This is a genomic window from Caballeronia sp. DA-9, from assembly GCF_051615025.1.
In the GTDB taxonomy this organism is placed as follows: Bacteria; Pseudomonadota; Gammaproteobacteria; order Burkholderiales; family Burkholderiaceae; genus Caballeronia; species Caballeronia sordidicola.
In genome coordinates this window covers 1,220,393-1,236,168 of sequence record NZ_CP195133.1, presented here as the reverse complement: position 1 = coordinate 1,236,168, position 15,776 = coordinate 1,220,393, and the positions used below count along the sequence as shown (strand labels likewise).

General features: G+C 59.7%; 11 protein-coding genes. 5 read left to right on the top strand and 6 right to left on the bottom strand.

What is annotated here, in order from left to right; genetic code table 11:
- Positions 1–67 precede the first annotated feature (67 nt).
- Positions 68–532, top strand: coding sequence for a rhodanese-like domain-containing protein (locus ACRWA7_RS21725; protein ID WP_438395986.1), 465 nt, complete (start codon positions 68–70; stop codon positions 530–532).
- 28 nt (positions 533–560) lie between these two features.
- On the opposite strand, the gene ACRWA7_RS21720 is transcribed toward ACRWA7_RS21725, so the two are convergent.
- The 5 genes from ACRWA7_RS21720 to ACRWA7_RS21700 form a co-directional block, all read right to left on the bottom strand.
- Positions 561–1,373: a competence/damage-inducible protein A gene (locus ACRWA7_RS21720; protein WP_438395985.1), complete on the bottom strand. Its 813-nt coding sequence runs from the start codon at positions 1,371–1,373 to the stop codon at positions 561–563.
- A 22-nt stretch (positions 1,374–1,395) separates the two neighbouring features.
- On the bottom strand, positions 1,396–2,253 hold the full coding sequence (locus tag ACRWA7_RS21715) for an EI24 domain-containing protein (RefSeq protein WP_060816926.1): 858 nt from the start codon (positions 2,251–2,253) through the stop codon (positions 1,396–1,398).
- Between the two features lie 159 nt (positions 2,254–2,412).
- Positions 2,413–3,438, bottom strand: coding sequence for a sterol desaturase family protein (locus ACRWA7_RS21710; RefSeq protein ID WP_438395983.1), 1,026 nt, complete (start codon positions 3,436–3,438; stop codon positions 2,413–2,415).
- Between the two features lie 82 nt (positions 3,439–3,520).
- Entirely contained in the window at positions 3,521–4,543 is a 1,023-nt protein-coding gene (locus ACRWA7_RS21705; RefSeq protein ID WP_438395981.1) for a beta-propeller fold lactonase family protein, read from the bottom strand.
- The gene (locus ACRWA7_RS21700; RefSeq protein WP_438395979.1) at positions 4,536–4,790 is read right to left on the bottom strand and encodes a hypothetical protein; all 255 of its coding nucleotides are present in this window, start codon (positions 4,788–4,790) and stop codon (positions 4,536–4,538) included. The genes ACRWA7_RS21705 and ACRWA7_RS21700 overlap by 8 nt, the downstream gene beginning before the upstream one ends.
- Before the next feature lie 279 nt (positions 4,791–5,069).
- Here ACRWA7_RS21700 and ACRWA7_RS21695 point away from each other — a divergent pair, with 279 nt between their 5' ends.
- Together ACRWA7_RS21695 and ACRWA7_RS21690 are read left to right on the top strand one after the other, a co-directional pair.
- Positions 5,070–7,730, top strand: coding sequence for a YadA-like family protein (locus tag ACRWA7_RS21695; RefSeq protein ID WP_438395977.1), 2,661 nt, complete (start codon positions 5,070–5,072; stop codon positions 7,728–7,730).
- Positions 7,731–7,816: 86 nt separating this feature from the next.
- Complete coding sequence (locus ACRWA7_RS21690; RefSeq protein ID WP_157766563.1) at positions 7,817–8,353, top strand: outer membrane protein assembly factor BamE; 537 nt, start codon at positions 7,817–7,819, stop codon at positions 8,351–8,353.
- Between the two features lie 68 nt (positions 8,354–8,421).
- On the opposite strand, the gene hrpA is transcribed toward ACRWA7_RS21690, so the two are convergent.
- Positions 8,422–13,407 carry an ATP-dependent RNA helicase HrpA gene (gene hrpA, locus ACRWA7_RS21685; RefSeq protein WP_438395976.1) on the bottom strand — a complete coding sequence of 1,662 codons (4,986 nt, stop codon included), beginning with the start codon at positions 13,405–13,407 and terminating at the stop codon, positions 8,422–8,424.
- A gap of 22 nt (positions 13,408–13,429) precedes the next feature.
- Between hrpA and argA the strand changes: the two genes are divergently transcribed.
- Positions 13,430–14,800 (top strand): amino-acid N-acetyltransferase, encoded by a 1,371-nt coding sequence (gene argA, locus ACRWA7_RS21680; protein WP_438395974.1) that lies wholly within the window; start codon positions 13,430–13,432, stop codon positions 14,798–14,800.
- A 94-nt stretch (positions 14,801–14,894) separates the two neighbouring features.
- The gene (locus ACRWA7_RS21675; protein WP_062876899.1) at positions 14,895–15,170 is read left to right on the top strand and encodes an oxidative damage protection protein; all 276 of its coding nucleotides are present in this window, start codon (positions 14,895–14,897) and stop codon (positions 15,168–15,170) included.
- The last annotated feature ends 606 nt before the right edge of the window (positions 15,171–15,776 follow it).

The following is a 15,776-nucleotide window of genomic DNA, read 5'->3' as shown; positions in this document are numbered from 1 at the left end:
CATCTATCAACCAGTGATTGGCACGCTAGAATGCCTGATTAAAATGTCCGGTTGGAGACCTTCGTCCATGAGCACACTCGAACAGTTGTATGCCAGAAGTACCGCCCGCGCAGTCGAGAACCAGCTTCCGTACGCTGGCGCTGTTCTTCCTGCCGAGGCCTTCGAACTACTGCAACTCGATCCTTCCGTACGCCTCGTCGACGTCCGCACACGCGCTGAATTAGACTGGGTCGGGCGACCCGCCATCGACACCGCCCAATACGCGCATATCGAGTGGATTCAATATCCGGGCTCTGTTCCCAACACCGCCTTTATTCAGCAGCTAGGCGAGCTCGCCGCACCCGATACACCGATTCTGTTTCTCTGCCGAAGTGCTGCACGCTCGAAGCTCGCAGCCGTAGCTGCTCAAAAGGCAGGCTTCACAAAGGCATTCGACCTGCTCGAAGGCTTCGAGGGCGACAAGGACGGACAAGGTCACCGCAAGACCATTTCCGGATGGTGCTTTCGCGGCTTGCCCTGGCTCGGCGCATAAGCGATATCGGCCGGACCGTCAGCAAGGCTTATTGCGCCGCGCCCGGCTCGACTTCCACTATCTCGCCGCCCAGCGCCGTTACGCCTTCGCGCAATCGTTCAAACGCCGCATTCGCCGTCTCCGGCTCACCCTTGACGCCCAGGTCGATGTGGGCACGCCCAAACACGGCGCCGCGGGCGGTATCGCCTACGCTTGGCAAGCTGAAAACGCGCACGCCCGCGAAATCACGTTCGATGGATTCCATCAGCGGCGTAATCCGCGACTCCGGCAAGCCAAAAACGAACAAGGACCGCTCGACATAAGGCGTCGCATGATGCAATTGGGCGTATTGGGTGTCGAGCACCCATTCGATCATGGGCCACGCCATGACCGGAAATCCAGGCACGAAATGGATATTGCCGACCGAGAAGCCTGGAATGCGGTTGTAGCTGTTCGGAATGATGCTCGCGCCCTTCGGGAACGTGCCCATGTTCAACCGGTGCAGGTTGTCCGGCGCATTCAGGTCGGCGGGTTTGTCGCCGGCCGTTTCCCGGATGCGCGCACGGATCAGCTCCGCCGCTTCCGGATGCAATTCAAGCGGTACACCCAAGGCCGCAGCCGCGCACTGACGCGTATGGTCGTCGGGTGTGGCGCCAATACCGCCCGTCGAGAACACGATGTCGCCAGACGCAAACGCCCGCTTGAGCGTGGCCGTGATGCGTTCGCGGTCGTCGCCGATGTATTCCGCCCAATCCAGCGACAATCCGCGCGCCGACAACAATTCGATAACTTTTGGCAGATGCTTGTCGGATCTTCGCCCGGACAATATTTCGTCGCCAATGATGATCACGCCAAAGCCCATGAATGCTCCCTGATCTTAGAAATTAGCCGGAAATTCGCAGCTCGGCAGGCGCGCTGGAACCGCTCAGCGGAGGCGACGCGGACGTGGTTTCCGCCCGCAGGCGCTCGAGGGCGTGCAGACAATAGTGCCCAAACCAGAGCGCCGAAAAAACTAGAATGAATGCATAGATCCAGATCGTCGCCGCGGCCACGACCGGAAACAACGGCAACAGCCAGACCGACCAGGCCCACAGCATGGTTGGCAGAGACCCGAGCAAACCGCTGATCACGCCGATACCGAACAACGGCCAACGTGCGCGCCGCACAATAGCGCGCCGCTCTGTAGCGCTCGCGTGCAATGCGAGTGCGTCGTAAGTCATTACACGGTACGTAAGCCATCCCCACAATACAGGCGGAATGATCGCGAAAAACGGCGGAATCAGCCAAAGCGGCAGCGTGACGATCAACAGTACGAGACAAACGACCGTGGTAATGACCGAATGCCCAAGACTGCCGTACCACGATCCGCCACGCCGCATTTCAAGCGATGCGTATTGATGCCGTGTCAGTAACTTGATCACTGAAGGCATCGAAAGCGTCGCAATGAGCAACAAAATGGTCACGACGATCAACGGAATTGCCATGACCACGATAAAAAACGGCGCGATCACCGCATGCAGCGACGAAAAACCGACAGAGTCGAAAAGCCGGTACATGGCCGATGTAAGCGCCCAGCCGTCAAGCCAGTTACGCGCGGCACCCGTCAGCGTCTGCCAGAAAAACCATAGGACAGCGCCCCATGCAACCGACGCCACGGCGAACGGCATGAAGGTAAGCCAAAGCATTCTCGGATGAAAAGCGTTCGCGAGAGCGCGCACGAACGAACGCAACAAGTCATTCATGCAAAGGTCGTTTGAGATGGAAAGAAGACAGGATAAACCAGAGAGCGCATGACGCGCTGCTCGTCCGGATGGCTAACGCTGGACGGAAACGCAATTCGCCGGCGAGAGCCGGCGAACAAGACCTAATGCCTTACCGAGGGAGGCGCGATCAATCGGCAATCAGACGGCAGCAGCGTCCGAATCCGAATTTGGAGCACGAGTCGCGCGGTGCGACCTGATGCGCCCACCAATGCGTTTAAACGCGAGCAGATGTTGCGCGATGAAGCCATCGCCATAATCGCGCCCTGGGACGTCGGCCACCGGCAACTGATCGCGAATGCCCGTGGGCTCGATATCGCGATTCCACGACACGCTTCGGAAAAGCATGTCCCACCACGGAAACAGTACGCCGAAGTTGCACCCGTACGTTGTGCCTTCGTGACCGTAGCCGATCGCATGATGCCGCCGGTGAAACGACGGGCTGACAAGGAGACGCTCGCCAAGCCACCCAAAATGCACCCGGATGTTTGCGTGCTGGACACTTTGCATCAGGTTCGTGATCGCCAGGAGCACCACGAACTGCGACGGTTGCACGCCGATCACCAATGCGACCGCGGCAAAGAAACCCGCCTGCAGGATATTGTCGAGCAGATGGTTGCGGTCGTCGGTCCATAGCGACATTTTCTGCTGACTGTGGTGAACCGCGTGCAATTCCCACCAGATGCCGATCCGATGCTCCATCCGGTGATACCAATAACCGGCGAGATCGAGCACGAGCAGATAGATGAAGAACGCGACAATCGGCTGGGAAGTCACGCCCGGCCACAGATTATCGAGTTCGATATTGGAAATGTTGCGCAGCCGCAGCCAACTTTGAAAACTGTCGAAGAACGGCTGGAACGTGAAGAAGAAAAACAGGTTCAGGATGCCCAGCTTGACAATCCATGTGTACAGCGCGTCCACGCGAACGCCTTTGCGGTCCGGCCATTTTTCAGCGGGACGCAGCGCCTCCAGCGGCCGAAGGATGGCGTACATGACCAGAACTTCGAGCACACCGACGATCACCCAATAAAGCGCGTCATATGTGTCCTCGTCGTAACCCATCAGGCCGACCTTGAACAGGAATGGCTGCACCACGTCTATGTACAGCCATGTCTGCATTGTCGAGACGACCGTGTCGAGCATGGAAAGGATGGAATGAAACATGAAACTCCGCAATCGTTACCAGGCGCCCTAACAAAAGACCGCCATTCAATCTTCAATGCAGGCGGTGAATCCGTCCACCGTTTCAGCCGCCATTCGGGCCAAACACCGGAGCCCGGTCGAAAAAATAAATCCCGTGCGGTGATCGGCCGACTGCAATTGTCTGGATAAGCTTACGATTTGTCAGGTCGATAATCCCGACCTTCTTTGCGAACCGGAACGTAACCCAAAGATAGCGCTTGTCCGCGGAAAGTTCCATGTCGTCCGGACCTGGAAGCAGTCCGGTGATGTCCCCCGCGTTCGTGAGCGAATCCTGGTCGATGATGCTGATCGTGCTCGCAACCCGGTTCGACACCAGGACGTGCTTGCCGTCCGCCATCGAGCGGAAATTGTGCGCGCCATTACCCGTCTTGATGGTCTTGACGACCTTCTGGTTACGCCAGTCAACCACCGCGACATAGTCCGCGCCCGTCATGCCGACCAGCAGGTATTTGTCGTTGGGTGTCATCCAGACGCCGGCAGGCACGGGGCCGACCTTCATCTTCCATTTCACCGTCTGCGTGGGCAGATCGATCGCCGCTATCTCGCCGGATACCTGAAGCGAAATAATGGCGGTCTTGCTGTCGTTCGTGAACGCGATATGGCTCGGCATGACGGCGAGCGGGATGCGCTTCGCGATCGAAATGTTCTTGCCGTCATAGTGGTAGATGTCCAGCCGGTCGAGCCGCAAGCCGGTCGACACAAACCACTTGTTGTCAGGCGAAAACCCAACCTGGTACGGGTCCTCGATGTTTTCGACCCAGCGCTGCGGTTTTCCCGTCTTGGGATCGACGAACATCAGGTTATTCGACACCGAGTTCGCGACGATCAGCGACGCGTTGTCGGGCGTCGCCATCAAGTGGTGCGGTTCCTTGCCGGTCGGAATGGTGGACACGACCTGACGTGTAGCCTCGTCGATGAGACTCAGCGTGGCTTCGCCGGAATTCAGCACGATCACGTTGTTGGCGTGGGCCGGCGCGCCCATTGAAAAGGCAGCGATCAATACGGCAGTTGCAGCAGTCGCGCGAGAAGAACAGCGCGAGAAAAGAATACGGGAAGGATTACGCATGAAAACTCAAGTCGAAAAACAGCCACCATTGTAGAACGATTGCGCTTCCAAGAGGTTGAGCCGGCGCAGGTTTCGCGCATTTTTTCAGCAATGCTGCGTGAATGCCACGGTGGCCCGATTTTGAGGCGCTGCTTCGCGGAACGCGGCGCACATCGCCCGGCCACTGGCTTTGAAAAAGAAGTTGGGTGGGACCGAAAAGTTGTGACAAAAATCCATCAAAAACCATCAAATTCCACACTAATTTCATTTGTTTTGTAATCCGAATCGATTATTGGATTACTCGATCAATTTAGGAAAGATCGTGTATATCGCCAGCGCTACAACACGGATGATCCTGAGCTTCTGAGTCCGAAGCGCAGCAACGTAGGCACCCTGTTTAACGCCCAAGCGGGCCAGAATTTGCAGACGGGAAATCCCCGTCATCGGGAATGCTCACGTTCAGTGCCCCAGGAGTGCGGGCACAAACGCGAATGTTCTACCAATCAATCCGACATGTATTTGTCAAATTGTTAGACATCCTTCTTTTATGAATAGAATTTTTAAAGCGGTCTGGAACGAAACCTCGGGGACATGGGTTGCGGCCTCCGAGACATCGAAATCGAAGAGCAAGCGCTCGTCAACAGCGGGCAAGCTGGTTATTGCGCAAGTCGCGATGATCGGCGGCCTGATGGTCGCGTCGTCCGCACATGCGCAGGTCAGCGACGACTGGACTTCCCCGTCAGTAGGATTAGCGGCTGCCCCCGTAATGACGGGAGCTAACGCGTATGCCGCCGGGGAAGATGCAGTAGCTGCCGGCGACCGCTCCACGGCGATCGGCAACGAGGCCACAGCTCCCGCGAGCAGAGCAACCGCCATCGGAACGGGAGCACGAGCGAACGGTGCAAACGGTACAGCTGCCGGCACCTACTCTACAGCTCAAGGCGTCAACGCGGTGGCTGTTGGTAACTATTCAATGTCATCGGCAACTAGCTCGGTGGCTATCGGCGATAACACCTTGGCACAGCGTGACTACACCGTTGCTCTTGGAAGCAAAGCCACAGCTTCAGCAGCACAGGCGAGCGCGATAGGCATGAACGCCGTGGCTTCAGGAGAAGCTTCCAATGCGCTGGGCGCTAACGCCACTGCGGCTGGCCAGGGAGCGACGGCGATTGGGGCTTCGGCTCAGGCCCAAGCCCCAATCGCGACCGCGCTGGGCGCTAACGCCACTGCGGCTGGCCAGGGGGCAACGGCGATTGGGGCTTCGGCTCAGGCCCAAGCCCCAATCGCGACCGCGCTGGGCTCGAACGCTCTGGCATCCGGCGTCGAGTCAAGCGCACTTGGTACCGGTGCTACGGCCAGCGGTGTCGGCGGCGTCGCGGTCGGATCGTTCGCGTATGCAGCCCAAGACAGGGCTGTTGCAGTAGGCACCATGTCAGCAGCTGTCCAAGACGCTGTCGCGGTAGGGGCCGGTGCATTGGCGACTAAAACAGAGTCGATCGCCGTCGGGCGCTCTGCCGTTGCTTCGGCAGCCGATGCGGTTGCCCTCGGCACTTCTGCACAAGCGCAGGGCGCAAGCTCGTTTGCTGCAGGTTATGAAGCAAACGCAGCAGGCGACAATGCAGTCGCAGCAGGTGTGTCGTCGATCGCCTCCGGCACCAATTCCGCCGCACTGGGTTCGAATGCCGTGGCATCCGGCCTCCAATCAAGCGCACTTGGCACCAGTGCTACCGCCGCCGGTCTGAGCAGCGTCGCGGTTGGTTCGTTTGCATATGCTGCCCAAATCGGAGCAGTTGCCGTCGGCACCAACTCAGCAGCCGCTGAAAACGCGATCGCGGTAGGCCCCAGTGCATCGGCGAGCCAAACTGAGTCGATCGCCGTCGGTCGCTCTGCTGTTGCTTCCGCAGCCGATGCCGTTGCCCTTGGTACGTCTGCACAAGCACAGGGCTTTAATTCATTCGCTGCCGGCAACAAGGCTAATGCAGCGGGAGAGAATGCTGTCGCAGTCGGCAACGCCGCGAACGCAGCATTCGCGAACTCCATTGCAATTGGCAACAACGCAATTGCAAATCACGACAACAGCGTAGCGCTCGGTGCGGGATCAGCGACAATCATCGGCGCTCAGTCCGGTTACGCGGCTTACGGCTTGTCCGGATCGCAGAGCTCGACCGGTGAAGTCAACGTTGGTGGCCGAACCATCAGCGGTGTTGCGCCCGGTGCCGCAGACAATGACGCCGTCAACGTCGCCCAATTGAAGGCAGTAAGCGACCAGTCTTCTGCGGCGATCGCGGCTGCGACGGCAGCGAGCGACGGTGCAGTCAAGTACGACCGAAACGCGGACGGCTCGGTGGACCATCAAAACGCGACGCTGGAAGGCAATGGCGGCACGAGTATCCACAACGTCGCGGCAGGCGTGGATACAACCGACGCTGTGAACGTTGGCCAGTTGAACGACGCCATCGGTCAAGTGAATGCGTCCATGGGCGACGCAGTCAACAACGCAGTCGCAAGCGCGGTCAATAACGCTGTCATCGATGCAAAAGATCCGCTATTCAGCGCCGACGGTTCGCGAGACACGGACGCAGCATCGGCAACCGGCGTGCACTCGATTGCTGTGGGCGCACAGGCAGTCGCTACAGGAGCGGGTTCCGTCGCCGTGGGTAGCGGCGCTCAAGCTACCGCTGACAACGCAGCAGCATTTGGCCAAAACGCCTTGGCGAGCGGCTCCGGTTCGGTGGCAATGGGCAACGGCGCGCAAGCATCGGCCGCAAACACCGTGGCGCTCGGCCAGAACTCGGTTGCAGATCGCGCGAATACGGTCTCGGTCGGCGCCGCCGGCAGCGAACGTCAGATCACGAACGTCGCGGCCGGCACGCAGGGTACCGACGCGGTCAACGTGAATCAGTTGAACCAGAGCACCGGCAGCACGCTCAAGTCGGCCAACGACTACACCGACTCGAAGACCGAAGGCACGCGCCGCGACGCCTACGCTGGCACGGCATCGGCACTCGCGGTCGCAGGTTTGCCGCAAGCCGTGTTGCCCGGCCGCGGCATGGTAGCGATCGGCGGTGGTACGTATGGCGGGCAGTCGGCAGTGGCGATCGGTGTATCGCAGCTTTCTGACAACGGCGTCTGGGCTTACAAGGTAAGCGGCACCACGAGCACGCGCGGTCAGTTCGGCGTGTCGGTGGGCGCAGGCATGCACTGGTAAAGCCAGTCAGTAAAAGGATGTGTGTCGCGGGCAGGCTGGAAGCCCGCGACATCGAATTAACGAAAACAACGGAATCCGATCAAGAGATGAACCTCACTCTCAGCAAACCATCGCGTGCACTTCCCTTCGCAGCCGCGCTCGTCGTGGCGCTTGGGTTGTCAGCGTGCGGCACGGGCAGCCGCCTTTCGAACAACGGCGGTCAAGACCAACTGGTGTTTCCGGCGCCTTCGTCGGCGTCGAATATCGGCGGCAGCTACCCCCTGACCGAAGCGTTGCGAAAACTCAAGCCCGGCATGACCAAGAACCAGGTTGCGAGCCTTCTCGGTAATCCGCAATTCAGCGAGGGTTTCTTCGGCGTTCGCGAATGGGACTATGTGTTGAACGTCACAAATGACGCCGGCGCGCCGCAAATGGTGTGTCAGTTGAAAGCGGTGTTCACTTCGCGAGATGAAGCTCGTAATTTCTATCGGAAATGCGGTGACAACGTGGAAACGCTTGCCGATGGTAAATGGCAGAAGTACGTTGTAGCGCAAGTCAGCACGCAGGCAAGCGGTCCGGTTAGCACCGAACCTGTTGTTCTTTCCGGCGCGCCACTCAGTATTGAAGTGGAAACAGCAAAATAATTCTGCAGGACTTTCAAGGCGCGAGCCGGCATTCAGCCGTGTCTCGCGCTTTTTATTTTCCCTATCGCTTATCGCTGCATTGAATCCCAGACCTTATACAAGCGCTTGACTGATATTGGCATGGGCGTGCGAAGCTCTTGCGCAAATAGCGACACCCGCAGTTCCTCCAGCAACCATCTGTATTCGCTCAGTCGCGCATCCGCTACCCCGCCGCGTTGTGCAATCGCCCTCTGATAATTTTGCAGCAGCGGCGCAATCTCCGCCGACAACCGCGCGTCTCGCGCCGCATCCGCCTTCAACTTGTCGATACGCAATGCCATTGCATTGAGGTATCGCGGGAAATGGGATAGCTGCGCATAAGGCGTATCGATAATAAAACGCTTGCCTATCAACGCGTTCAGCTGCGTGGCCATATCCGCATACGGCGTGCCGAACGATTTGGCCTGCGCCAGCTTCTTCGTCACCATTGCGTAGTCCATCAGAATCTGCGCGGCGAGCCGGGCAATTTCCTGAGCCAGCAGCGTCAGCCGGTTTTTCCCCTGATCGCGCCGTGCATAAAAATCCACGTCGTTATCGGGAAGCGGGTCTTGCAGGCACGCGCGATCCAATGCTGTTTCAATGATCTGGCTCGCCAGCTCCTCCTGCGTCCCGAGCGCCATGTAATGTAAGGACATCTCGCGCAAGCCGCCAAGGTTGCGCTCGAGATAGCGGATCGGCTCGCGCAACTGCAGCGCGAATAGTCGGCGCAAACCCGCGCGATGAATTCTCGCTGCCTCTTCCGGCGAATCGAATACCTCGACGTCGCAATGCGTCGCGCGATCGACCAACGCGGGATACCCAAAAAGTGTCTGCCCGCGCCGTCGAATTTCGAGTAGTTCAGGGAGTTTTCCGAAGTCCCAAGTGGTCAGGTTTTCGTACAGCGCGGTACTCGAACTGCTGCCCGACAAATCCGATGCGGCGGTGTTTCGCGTAATCGGTACGGCTGCGTCGCTGCCGATGTCCAGCGTCGCGGCCGCTGCAAGCTTTTGAAAATGCTGCTGAGCCTGGCCGCCGAGTTCCGAGCGCAACTGCGCGAGGTTACGGCCCATCGCGAGTTGCCGGCCGTGTTCGTCGATGACCTTGAAATTCATGAACAAGTGCGCCGGCAGCGATTCGAGCTTGAAGTCCGACGGTTTCATCGCGATCTGCGTCTGTTCGCGAATATCGGTGATCAGCGCTTCGAGCAATCCACCCGCGCCGAATGTCTTTCCGCTATGCCGCTCGACCACGCCCGCCGAAAATTCGGGCAGCGGCACAAGATGGCGTCGAAGTTTTTGCGGCAACGACTTCAGCAGCAGCTGCACTTTCTCTTTCAGCATGCCACGCACGAGCCATTCGGAACGCCGGGCATCGACTTGATTCAAGCCGAATAAAGGCACCGTCAGCGTCACGCCGTCGCGCGGAGAACCAGGCTCGAAGTGATAGGTCAGCGTCATTTCGATACCGGCCATGGTCATCCGTTTCGGGAACAGATCAGTCGTGATGCCTGCAGCTTCGTGACGCATCAGGTCGTCGCGAGACAGGAACAGCAGGCGCGATGACCCTTCTTTTTTCTCTTCGTCCCGGTACCACCGTTCAAATGCCGCGCCCGAATAAATACCTTTGGGAATCAGCGAATCGTAGAAACCGAAGATCAGTTCGTCATCGACGAGCACGTCCTGACGGCGCGACTTGTGCTCCAACTGTTCAATATCCGCGAGCAATTTGCGGTTATGCGCAAAGAAGGGCAAACGCGTTTCGAACTCGCCATCAACCAGCGCGCCGCGAATGAACAACTCGCGCGCACGTTCCGGATCCTGTTTGCCGAAACTCACACGGCGACGGGCGTAAACCGTCAGGCCGTGCAGCGTGGCGCGCTCGAAGGCCGCAACTTGAGCGGCTTTTTTCTCCCAATGAGGCTCGGCGATCGATTTGCGCAACAAATGTGCGCCGACTTGTTCAAGCCACTCGGGCTCGATCTTCGCAATGCAGCGCGCGTACAAACGGCTCGTCTCGACAAGTTCACCCGCGACGACCCACCGCCCTGCCTTCTTCAAAAGCGCTGACCCCGGCCACAGATAAAACTTGATGCCGCGAGCGCCGAGATAATACGGCTCGTCGTCGGCCTTAAGACCGACGTTGCCGAGCAAACCCGTCAGCAGCGCGAGATGAATCTGCTCGAACGTGGCTTCCGGTTCGTTCAACCGCCAGCCGTGTTCGCGCACGACAGTCAGCAGTTGCGAATGCACGTCGCGCCATTCACGCAAGCGCACGTGGTTCAGGAAGTTTGCGCGGCAGGCGTCGGTGAGTTGCTTGTTCGACTTCTTGTGCGCGATCGCGTCGTCGAACCATGCCCAGATTTTCGTCCACTGCAGGAATTCCGAGCGTTCATCGGCGAATTTCTTGTGTGCGAGATCGGCTTGCTCCTGCGCCTCGATCGGCCGGTCGCGCGGGTCCTGCACGGACAACGCACTCGCAATGATCAACACTTCGCGCAACGACTGGTGATCCCGGGCGGCCAGGATCATCCGGCCAACGCGCGGGTCGAGCGGCAAACGCGCGAGTTCGCGGCCAAGCGGCGTGAGCGCGTTGTCGTCGTCGACAGCGCCGAGTTCGTTCAGCAACTGATAGCCATCGGCGATCGCGCGGCCGGGCGGCGGCTCGAGAAACGGAAACGTTTCGATGGCCGTCAGGTGCAGCGACTTCATCCGCAAGATCACCGACGCGAGCGACGAGCGCAGGATTTCCGGATCGGTGAATCGCGCGCGCAGGGCGTAGTCGTCTTCTTCGTAAAGGCGAATGCACACGCCGTCGGCCACCCGACCGCAGCGGCCCGCGCGCTGATTCGCCGAGCTTTGCGAGATCGGCTCGATCTGCAACTGCTCCACCTTGTTGCGATACGAATAGCGTTTTACGCGAGCGAGGCCGGTATCGACGACATAACGAATCCCCGGCACCGTCAACGATGTTTCCGCAACGTTTGTCGACAGCACGATGCGCCGCGCGTTCGACGCCTTGAACACCCGCTCCTGATCGGCCGCCGACAAGCGCGCGAACAGCGGCAGGATTTCCGTGTGCGGCGGATGGTGCTTGCGCAACGCCTCGGCGGCTTCGCGAATTTCGCGCTCCCCGGGCAGGAAAACGAGGACGTCGCCAGGACCTTCGCGACACAGTTCGTCGACGGCGTCCACGATGGCTTCCATCAGGTCGCGATCGTTTTCACGCTGGTTTTTCGGACGGTCTTTCTGAGCGTTGGCACTAGTCGCGCCTGGATTTGGGCCGTTCGTTCCCTGCGCCGACTTCACCGCGGCGCTTGTCTCTTCAATCGGCCGATACCGCACTTCCACCGGATACAGGCGCCCGCTTACTTCAATCACCGGCGCGGGTTTTTCATCGCTGCCGAAGTGCCGCGCGAACCGATCGGCATCGATGGTTGCCGATGTCACGATCACCTTCAAATCCGGTCGCCGCGGCAGGATTTCGCGCAGATAGCCAAGCAGGAAATCGATGTTCAGGCTGCGCTCGTGCGCTTCGTCGATGATGATGGTGTCGTATGCGGCGAGCAGCGGGTCGGTCTGCGTTTCCGCCAGCAAGATGCCGTCCGTCATCAGTTTCACGGAGGCGCCGGGCGACAGGTTGTCCGTAAATCGGACCTTGTAGCCGACAACCTCGCCAAAAGGCGTGCCGAGTTCTTCGGCGATCCGCCGTCCCGTCGCCGATGCCGCGATCCGTCGAGGCTGCGTATGTCCGATCAGGCCCGTTCCGCCCGCGCCGAGGCCACGGCCGAGCGCGAGACAGATTTTCGGCAATTGAGTGGTCTTGCCCGATCCTGTTTCACCGCTGACGATCACGACCTGGTTCGCCTGGATCGCGGCGGCAATTTCATCGCGTCGGGCCGAAACGGGGAGCGCTTCAGGAAAATGAATCGGTGGAATCGGATTCGGCGCGATCACCCGGACCGGGCGCGGATTGTCGTGGTTTTGCGGGCGGGCGTTGGGACGCGCAGGAGTAAGGTCGGGCCGCGTGCTTCGCGGGGCGTTATGAGTCGCACGCGGTTGGCCAGCACCGGTTTCAGTGCGATCGCGAACGATGCCCCTGGGCTGGCTGCGCTTTGCCGAGAAGTCGTCTCCGGCTACAGCATCCGCGGCGGTACGTTTGCTCTGATCAACGACGGAAGAATTCTCGGCCGACCCGGGCCGCGGATTGTGAGTTGCAATCGCCCCTGCGCTCTGCAGCGACGTGGCATGACGGCGATCACCGCTGTTGTTGCTATCCGGCTTCGCGTCGCGCCTCGGCGGCGCTGCTCGAAACTCGTGCACGCGCTCCACCATGGGAGGCACGGAAGCGCCCTGCTTCCTCTCGGTTCCGAGCGAAACTTTTGGTTCTTTTCTCTCGGTAACGTCGTGTTCGCGGCCGCGCGACACCTGTTTCCCACGTGCCGACTCGCCCGCAGGCGCATGTTCGCGCCGAGGCGGCGAAGAATCGATCGTGCTGGGAGCTTGCCGCACGGCTGGTGGAGTCGAGGGTGGCCGGACTACTTTTTTTGCGGCTGGCTTTTCCGCCGATTCCGCGAGTCCTCGCGCACTAGCCGTCGAGGACTCAGGCAATGCCGCCTTGCTGGTCAACCCAGCCAGCTCCGCCAAAGACGACAACACCGACAACCCGCCGCGCACTTCATTTTTCTGGGCGGAAGCCGGCGATCCTTTCGGCTTACCGGTCGAAACGGCCGGCAAATTTCCCGGCCCCTTTCCACCTGTCGCCACTGTCGCAACATTTTTTTTCGATACCGCCCGAGTCGTTCCTGGTCCCGCAGCCGGTTTTCCGCTACCGCCAGACGTCCCCGATGCCCCCGCAAACCGCCGCGCGGCCGCTTCCTTCTTGCGGTTCTGGGCGTTACCGGCAGAATCTTCCACGTCGTTTTCCCCATCGCCTTCGCGTGCCGCGGCATCGCGCAGCAGGGCTTCACGCAGCTTTTTCAACTGCTCCTGGGGGTCAAGCTTGTCCGCATCGGCGGGACGTTTAGAAACATTCGGCATAGCGCAGCATTATAATCCCGGCATGAATACTCAGACCGACCTCCCCGCCGCGCAGCCGCCGGTTTCCGCCGAGCCAGAAGCGCCTGATCAACACGCCCAGTTTGTCGACTGGATGCGTTCCGTCGCCCCTTATATCCACGCGTTCCGGAATAAGACCTTCGTGGTCGCGTTCGGCGGGGAGCTGGTGCAGGAAGGCAGGCTGAACGCCCTGGTTCAGGACGTCGGACTGTTGCACGCCATGGGTATTCACGTCGTGCTCGTGCACGGCTCGCGACCGCAGGTCGAAGAACAATTGAACCTGCATGGCGTGGAGTCGGAGTTTTCGCACGGCCTGCGAATCACCGATGCCCGCGCGCTCGAATCCGCGAAAGAAGCGGCTGGCGAAGTGCGCCTCGATATCGAAGCGGCGATCAGCCAGGGTTTGCCCAATACGCCCATGGCGCACGCGCACATCAGCGTGGTATCGGGCAATTTCGTGACAGCGCGGCCGGTCGGCATTCTGGATGGCGTCGATTTCCAGCATACGGGCGTGGTCCGCAAGATCGACGGCGATTCCATCCGCCATTCGCTCACCAGCAGCAAGCTTGTCCTGCTCTCGCCGCTCGGCTTTTCTCCCACGGGCGAGGCATTCAATTTATCGATGGAAGATGTCGCTTCGGCGGCAGCCATCGCACTGCGGGCCGACAAGATCATTTTCCTGACCGAAACCCCGGGTCTGGTCGATGAAAACAACGAGCTCGTGCGGGAAATGTCGCTCGATGACGCCTACCGCCTGCACGAAAGCGGTGAATTGCAGGGCGACGCCGCGTTCTACCTGAAGCACACCATTCGCGCGTGCCGCGGCGGCGTGGCGCGGGCGCACATCATTCCCTACGCGCTCGACGGCAGCATTCTGCTGGAACTGTTCCTGCACGACGGCGTTGGCACGATGATCTCGTATGAGAATCTGGAAAGCCTGCGCGAAGCCACGCCAGATGATGTCGGCGGGATTTTGACGCTCATCGAGCCGCTGGAAATGGACGGCACGCTCGTGCGGCGTGGCCGGCATCAGATCGAGCGCGACATCGATCATTTCTCGGTGATCGAGCACGACGGCGTGCTGTTCGGCTGCGTGGCGCTGTATCCGTACACGCAGGAACGCATTGGCGAAATGGCCTGCCTCACCGTTTCGCCCGAAGCGCAAGGCGCGGGCGACGGCGAGCGGCTGCTCAAGCGCGTCGAACAACGCGCGCGGGCGCGCGGTCTCACGCATATTTTCGTGCTGACGACGCGTACCGAACACTGGTTTCTCAAGCGCGGTTTTGTGAAGGTGACCGTCGACGATTTGCCGGAAGACCGGCGCCGCCTCTACAACTGGCAACGCAAATCGCTCGTATTGATGAAACAGCTCTAACAACTTTAATCAGAGACGCTTTGCACCGGCTGCCAGCGCAAGTCACGCGCCGCAAAACGAAGCGTCCAGATAACCCGCTACAGGAGAATGACAGATGGCTCGAATGATTCAATGCGCAAAGCTCGGCAAGGAAGCCGAAGGACTCGACTTTCCGCCGCTGCCGGGAGAACTCGGCAAGCGGATCTACGAAACGATATCGAAGGAAGCGTGGCAAGGCTGGCTCAAGCAGCAAACCATGCTGATCAACGAGAACCGCCTGAACATGGCCGATCCGCGCGCGCGCCAGTATTTGTTGAAGCAGACGGAAAAGTACTTCTTCGGTGAAGGCGCCGATACCGCTCAAGGCTACGTTCCGCCTGCGCAAAGCTAGTCCACGGCCGCCTTGCCCGAGGCGGAAAGTGCGTGATGAAAGCCGGTCTCCCGAGACCGGCTTTTCCATTTCAGGACGCCCGGAACGCTGTCTCGAAAAAGGTCCCGCTGCGTGGCCATTTGCGCATCTTCTTGCATCGTGCTAACATCTCCTTCTTTCCAACTGCAATTCAAAGTCAATTTCTCAAGACCGAGCCCGAAGCAAAGCGCTGAAGCCTTTGCCCCAAGCGTCATTCAAGAGATACCGGCAAGTGATTTTGGAGGCTTCCACGGGTCCTGATCTGTCCGTGGACGTTGTTCCCAGGCCTTCTCAATCCGCGATACAGCAAACCGCCGTACCGCCGCAAAAAACGCGGCGCCTGAACGGGTTTCGTTGCGTCCAGCCTTCAATTCAAGCGGTACCACGAAGTGTCATTTCGCGACCATCGTTGCGGGTCATGAGCTTGGCTCAAGAGCATTGTCGGCGCATGCACAGCGCCTCAATCCGTTGGCGAAATCCAAGGCACTGCCCCTCGCCTCGTCGCGAAACTGCACTTTCCCGGCAACGTGCGCCCAAGCGCACAGGCTGACCGTCCGCGGGGCGGATCGGCGACACACCTGGAGCTTT

Coding starts and splice junctions, on each gene's coding strand:
- ACRWA7_RS21725 (WP_438395986.1), top strand. CDS start 68: ATGAGCACACTCGAACAGTTGTATGCCAGAAGTACCGCCCGCGCAGTC.
- ACRWA7_RS21720 (WP_438395985.1), bottom strand. CDS start 1,373: ATGGGCTTTGGCGTGATCATCATTGGCGACGAAATATTGTCCGGGCGA.
- ACRWA7_RS21715 (WP_060816926.1), bottom strand. CDS start 2,253: ATGAATGACTTGTTGCGTTCGTTCGTGCGCGCTCTCGCGAACGCTTTT.
- ACRWA7_RS21710 (WP_438395983.1), bottom strand. CDS start 3,438: ATGTTTCATTCCATCCTTTCCATGCTCGACACGGTCGTCTCGACAATG.
- ACRWA7_RS21705 (WP_438395981.1), bottom strand. CDS start 4,543: ATGCGTAATCCTTCCCGTATTCTTTTCTCGCGCTGTTCTTCTCGCGCG.
- ACRWA7_RS21700 (WP_438395979.1), bottom strand. CDS start 4,790: ATGAAATTAGTGTGGAATTTGATGGTTTTTGATGGATTTTTGTCACAA.
- ACRWA7_RS21695 (WP_438395977.1), top strand. CDS start 5,070: ATGAATAGAATTTTTAAAGCGGTCTGGAACGAAACCTCGGGGACATGG.
- ACRWA7_RS21690 (WP_157766563.1), top strand. CDS start 7,817: ATGAACCTCACTCTCAGCAAACCATCGCGTGCACTTCCCTTCGCAGCC.
- hrpA (WP_438395976.1), bottom strand. CDS start 13,407: ATGCCGAATGTTTCTAAACGTCCCGCCGATGCGGACAAGCTTGACCCC.
- argA (WP_438395974.1), top strand. CDS start 13,430: ATGAATACTCAGACCGACCTCCCCGCCGCGCAGCCGCCGGTTTCCGCC.
- ACRWA7_RS21675 (WP_062876899.1), top strand. CDS start 14,895: ATGGCTCGAATGATTCAATGCGCAAAGCTCGGCAAGGAAGCCGAAGGA.